The sequence below is a fragment of the Neptuniibacter sp. UBA6509 genome (genome assembly GCA_002435145.1).
Lineage (GTDB): Bacteria > Pseudomonadota > Gammaproteobacteria > Pseudomonadales > Balneatricaceae > Neptuniibacter.
Map to the genome: position 1 here is coordinate 1 of DJLT01000036.1, position 5,248 is coordinate 5,248.

Consider the following 5,248-nt stretch of genomic DNA (forward strand, 5'->3'; position numbering starts at 1 on the left):
TTTTTACTAATCAATAGATCGATCTTATAGCTCTCTAAAATGTTCTTTTCATCCGCTTGATTAAAAGGACCTATGGCTTTTAACCATTTCATACTCGCCGGCAGATCTACTTGCGGCGGTGCGGCGGTTCTGAGCACTTGGCGTTGACCCGTTTTAAGGGTTTGCTGAGCCAGCTGATCAATTAATTCTTGCCCGATCTGACCCGCTGTTAAGAACAAGGATTGATAAGCCTCAGTTGCTGCCAACAAAGCAGACCAATCATCAAATAAACGCCAATTGTCACCCTCTTTTGCTTGCCAAACAGGACGATGAAAACGCCAGCAAGGGATACCTTTTTCAGCACAAGCGTCAACCGCAGTTGTGCTCATCTGTAATGCAAAAGGATGGGTAATATCTAAAACCAAATCAAAGCTATGCTCTTGTAAGTAATGCAATAAGCCGCCGTGTTGGCTGAAGCCTCCACTAATCACTTCACAGGCTAATTCTGGCACACGCACTAAACCCGCTACGCTATAGGTCAACGTAATACGGTCCAACAAACCACGCTGATCTAAAGCTTTAACCACTTTACGGGCATCCGATGTACCGCCAAGTATGAGTACTCTCATGAAGAGTTCTCTTTCGAAGAGCCCTCTCTCGAAGAACACTGCGACTCAGCATGCCCAACAAATTGCCCTTTACGATCGGTCGCCCAAACTTCAATCTCGATGTCTGGTTGAGCCACTTTCAGCATATTTTGCGCTTCGTACAACGCACGTGAACAAACCTCTTTCGCTAGGTCTAACTCCTGCGCTGTGCATAACTTTAAAACTTCCATGCTGGTATTCGCTTGTAAGATCTTATCCACCAGCACTTTATCCGCACCCACGGCTATAGCCATCTCAGAAAGATGCTTAAAATCGATACTGGACGAACGGCTATTCAAATCCATATGACCATTCGCCAACTTACTCATCTTGCCAAATCCGCCGCAGATACTCAGTTTACTTACCGGTGCTTTCTTCAGGTGCTTAAGCAGTGCACCAATAAAATCACCCATCTCAATTAACGCCATCTCATCCAATTGATAATGGGCCTGTATCGCCGCCTCACTGGTACTGCCGGTTGTCGCTGCAATATGTGAAATACCGTTAGATCGAGCCACATCGACACCCTGTCTAATCGACGCAATATAAGCAGCACAAGAATAGGGACGCACAATACCTGTGGTGCCTAAAATCGATAAGCCTCCGAGAATGCCCAAACGCGGGTTCATGGTTTTAAGCGCGATCTGTTCGCCTTTCTCCACACCGACGGAAACTTCAAAGCCACCTGAATAACCATACACGTTTGCGGCATTGAGTAGATGTTCACTCATCATTTTTCTAGGCACTGGGTTAATCGCAGCTTCACCTACCTCAAGCACTAAGCCTTCACGCGTTACCGTTCCTACACCTTCTGCGGGTTTAAAAATAACACCCGGCTCATCGACTAAACGTAGCTCTACAAAAACGGTCGCCCCATGCGTCACATCAGGATCATCACCCGCATCTTTTATCGTTGCAGTACGCATACCCTGCGACAGTGGCACTGCTTGATCAGAAGTACATTCATGCTCGACAGGAAGTACCTGATAATTTTCTATTGAGAGCTCAACCAACTGCCCACGCGGCAGTAGCACTTCAACCTTGTCTGGCTGTTTATTAGCCAGCAACGCTTGAGCCGCAGCCACACAACAGGCAGTCGCGCAGCAACCGGTGGTTAAACCGCTGCGTAGTTCCTGTTTCTGTTCGCTGCTCTCAGGCCACATATCAATACTTAGCTCAAAGGGGTTTCAAATTGACCGCTAAAGATCGCGGCAATCGCTTCAGGGTTTGATGCAAAAAACAGGTGTAGATAACTCGCTGTCACCCCCTTTTCACGGTAGATCGCCTCACCCGGAGCAGGATGACGCTGACGTTTACCATGGGCAATCGGCTCAGGCGTGTCATGACTACGTGAGCGGTGATGCGCATGCCCCTGCAACGGACCTTCGGGTAACATCGCCGTTTGCATCCCTTGGCAACCGCGCTTACCCCGCATCGCACCGTGACCCGCTAATACAGCAGACATAGGATAAGTTTCATCCTCCAGATCGGTTAGATCTTGTAAGCAATAAAGGAAACCACCACATTCAGCCAACACCGGCTTTCCGGCATCAGCAAACGCCTTAATCTCCTGCTGTATCGCTCTGTTTTCTGACAATGCTTTTGCATGTAGTTCTGGGTAACCACCCGGCAACCACAGCGCATCAGCTTGAGGCAAAACCTGATCCGCTAAAGGTGAGAAAAACGTCACCTCTGCGCCCATTTTGGCAAGCAAGCGTAAATTTGCATCGTAGATAAAACTAAACGCGGCATCTTTAGCAATCGCGATCGTCTTACCCGTCAATAACGGTTCAACGCTAGGCAGCTCGGCACTGAAAAACTCAACTGGCTCTGGCAGCTGTGTGATCAAATTTTGCTCTTTTAGCGGGCCTTTAATCCATTCAGCACCTAAAGTGAATCGCTGTTCCAGTTCATCTTTAACTTCTGCGGCCTGAACTAAGCCTAAATGTCGCTCTGGCAAGGCAATGGTTTCATCCCGCGCTAAGGTCGCCAACAAAGGCAGATCTTTGGGTAGTGCATCACGAATCAGTTCAGCATGACGCTCGGTACCACAATTGTTTGCGATTAACCCGGCAACAGAAACATCGTCACGATAATTCGCCATACCCATCGCTAACGCAGCAGCCGTCTGCGCCATCCCTTTCACGTTTAACACTATAGCGATTGGGATATTAAAACGTGCGGCCAGATCCGCGCTTGATGGCTCACCATCAAACATACCCATAGCGCCTTCCACTAAAATAAGATCTGCTTCTTTCGCAGCCTCATAAAGCTTCTGCTGACAGTAATTCTCACCCGCCATCCACAGATCTAACTGTTCTACATCTTGGCCCGATGCTTGGGCCAATATTTGCGGATCTAAGTAATCTGGACCCGTTTTAAATACACGTACCACTTTACCCTGCTCTTTAAAAAAACGAGCCAATGCAGCGGTGATCGTCGTTTTACCTTCTCCGGAACTGGGTGCCGATAGAAACAGTGCGGGGCAGAAAACAGAATCAGTCATTGTCATTAATACTCTATGCCCGCTTGTGCTTTAACGCCTAAACGAAATGCATGGCGTTCATCTCGGATACTACTGATGGTATCCGCGATCTCTTCTAACTCTTCAGGCATTACACGGCCTGTAATCATCACATTCTGGTTTTTAGGGCGGTTGCTTAATGCCTCAATAACCGGTGCTAGCTCCAGATATTTGTATTTGAACATGTAGCTCATCTCATCAAACACTAGCATCTCATAGCTGTCATCCTTAAGCAGTGTCTCAGCAATGGCCCAAGCCTTCTGTGCCGCAGCGATATCTTGCTCTTTATCTTGAGTTTCCCAAGTAAAGCCATGTCCCATCACATGCCAATCAATCAGTTCATGATCGCGGAACAACTTAAACTCACCGGTTTCGGTCCGGCCTTTTACAAACTGAATAACCGCCGCTTTTTTACCATGACCAACACAACGCGCCATTGTGCCAAACGCAGAGCTACTTTTACCTTTACCGTTACCTTTCAGCAGAATAAGAACACCACGTTCCTCGGTGGCATTGGCGATACGTTTATCAATCACTTCTTTCTTTTTCGCCATCCGTTCCTGATGCGTTTTCATTAACATGCTCCTGCTAAAGATAGGTATGTTGCGTTTAATTCTTCGGCAAAACGTTGGCCTTTGCCACGCTTTACTGTGCTCAGTTCTGTATCAATCCAAACCAATTCACCGGGCAGCTGAATACCTTCAAGTGAACTACTGCTACGGCCATCGGTTAATACATAGCTATGAATTTTCAGCTGCGGATTTTGACGCTGTAGTTTTTCTAAATATGTTTTGGCTTGGATAAACACCTCTCGCATAGGCGTGCCGCCACCCGCGGGCAGGTTATCCAGCCATTTCCCCAACTCTTTGGGGGCTCTCAATTTTGGCAGTAAGGTATCAACCTGGTTATTTCCAAAGCCAAACAGGGCTAACTGTTCCCGCGCTAAATAAGCCTGATTAGAGATCTGCAATAACGCCCCTTTGGCATGAGCAAAGCCTTCCGCCTTCAGGGTAGAGGCCGATGTATCCAATAAAACCAGATGCAATAGATCTTCAGATTGTCTTCGGCTTTTAAACTTAAGCTGTTTCGGCGGCCAACTAGGTAAACTGGAGAGCAAAGTGGAAAACCAGTCTGGGCGGTTACTCAATTCAGGTGCGACCACTGAACGTGTTTTAACTGATGACGAAAAGAGAGCTTCTTGGCTGTTTTGCGCTAAATCGAGTGCAACAGTTTCAAGGGTTTTCTGTTGCTGAGGCTGCATTGAACCCCATTCGCCTTCGCTTTCAGGGTCTTGCTGACGCTTATCACCTAGCTTAGGCGCCTGACGCTGGCTGTCATCCGGGCGTTGAAACCCGTGTTTATTCTCTGGAGCTGAAGGTGGCTCTTGAGAAGGAGGCTCTTGGGGTGGTCGCGAATCATTTTTCTGCTGACTTGGCGAAACAGCCTTACGTCGATGTGCCAAAACTAACTCTTCAACCGCATCAATATCTTCAATAGACAGATCGCTACGCTGATTTAAAGCAGCATGAGCACATGCAGCGCGATACCAAACAATATCTGCGCGTAAACCATCCACTTGTGCCTCACTGCATCGTTCTGCAATCACTAAACGTAACTGATCATCACACTTAACATCGGCGATCACTGAACGGGCTTTTTTTATGCGTGTTAACAGTAACTCTTGCTCTGCTGCATAAGCTTGACAGAAAGCTGTGCTGTTTTGATCGAACGCTTCTCGGCGCTTCACAATCTCGACACGCTCAAGCGGTGAATACTGATTATCAAGCTGGACAGATAAACCAAAACGATCATGTAGCTGTGGGCGCAACTCCCCTTCATCAGGGTTCATGGTGCCCACCAATAAAAATTCAGAACGATGGCTGTGACTAATGCCATCGCGTTCAACCCGGTTTTCACCGGAAGTCGCCACATCTAATAACAGATCGACTAAGTTGTCCGGCAGTAGGTTCACCTCATCGACATACAGCACACCGCCATCCGCTTTGCTTAATAGACCCGGACTAAAACGAACCGTTTTCTCATTCAGTACATGCTCAAGATCTAATGTCCCAAGCAACATCTCTTCGCTGGCACCTAA

At 47.5% G+C, this 5,248-nt stretch carries 5 protein-coding genes; all 5 read right to left on the reverse strand.

Annotated features, from left to right (window positions below; translation table 11 throughout):
• A partial coding sequence (locus tag B4K11_RS04685) for a precorrin-6A/cobalt-precorrin-6A reductase (RefSeq protein ID WP_292959254.1) occupies nt 1-608 on the reverse strand: 608 nt, incomplete at its 3' end.
• Complete coding sequence (locus B4K11_RS04690; protein ID WP_292955831.1) at nt 605-1,789, reverse strand: cobalt-precorrin-5B (C(1))-methyltransferase; 1,185 nt, start codon at nt 1,787-1,789, stop codon at nt 605-607. The genes B4K11_RS04685 and B4K11_RS04690, both read right to left, overlap by 4 nt.
• 8 nt (nt 1,790-1,797) lie before the next feature.
• A complete protein-coding gene (locus B4K11_RS04695) occupies nt 1,798-3,138 on the reverse strand; it encodes a cobyrinate a,c-diamide synthase (protein ID WP_292955834.1) in 1,341 nt (446 codons plus the stop codon).
• On the reverse strand, nt 3,138-3,725 hold the full coding sequence (gene cobO, locus B4K11_RS04700; RefSeq protein ID WP_292955837.1) for a cob(I)yrinic acid a,c-diamide adenosyltransferase: 588 nt from the start codon (nt 3,723-3,725) through the stop codon (nt 3,138-3,140). Before cobO ends, B4K11_RS04695 begins: the two co-directional genes overlap by 1 nt.
• On the reverse strand, nt 3,725-5,248 hold a 1,524-nt coding region (locus tag B4K11_RS04705), incomplete at its 5' end, for an ATP-binding protein (protein WP_292959255.1). The genes B4K11_RS04705 and cobO, both read right to left, overlap by 1 nt.

What these genes read in the sequence shown, in the direction of transcription:
- B4K11_RS04690 (WP_292955831.1), bottom strand. Translation starts at nt 1,789, where the DNA reads ATGTGGCCTGAGAGCAGCGAACAGAAACAGGAACTACGCAGCGGTTTA.
- B4K11_RS04695 (WP_292955834.1), bottom strand. Translation starts at nt 3,138, where the DNA reads ATGACAATGACTGATTCTGTTTTCTGCCCCGCACTGTTTCTATCGGCA.
- cobO (WP_292955837.1), bottom strand. Translation starts at nt 3,725, where the DNA reads ATGAAAACGCATCAGGAACGGATGGCGAAAAAGAAAGAAGTGATTGAT.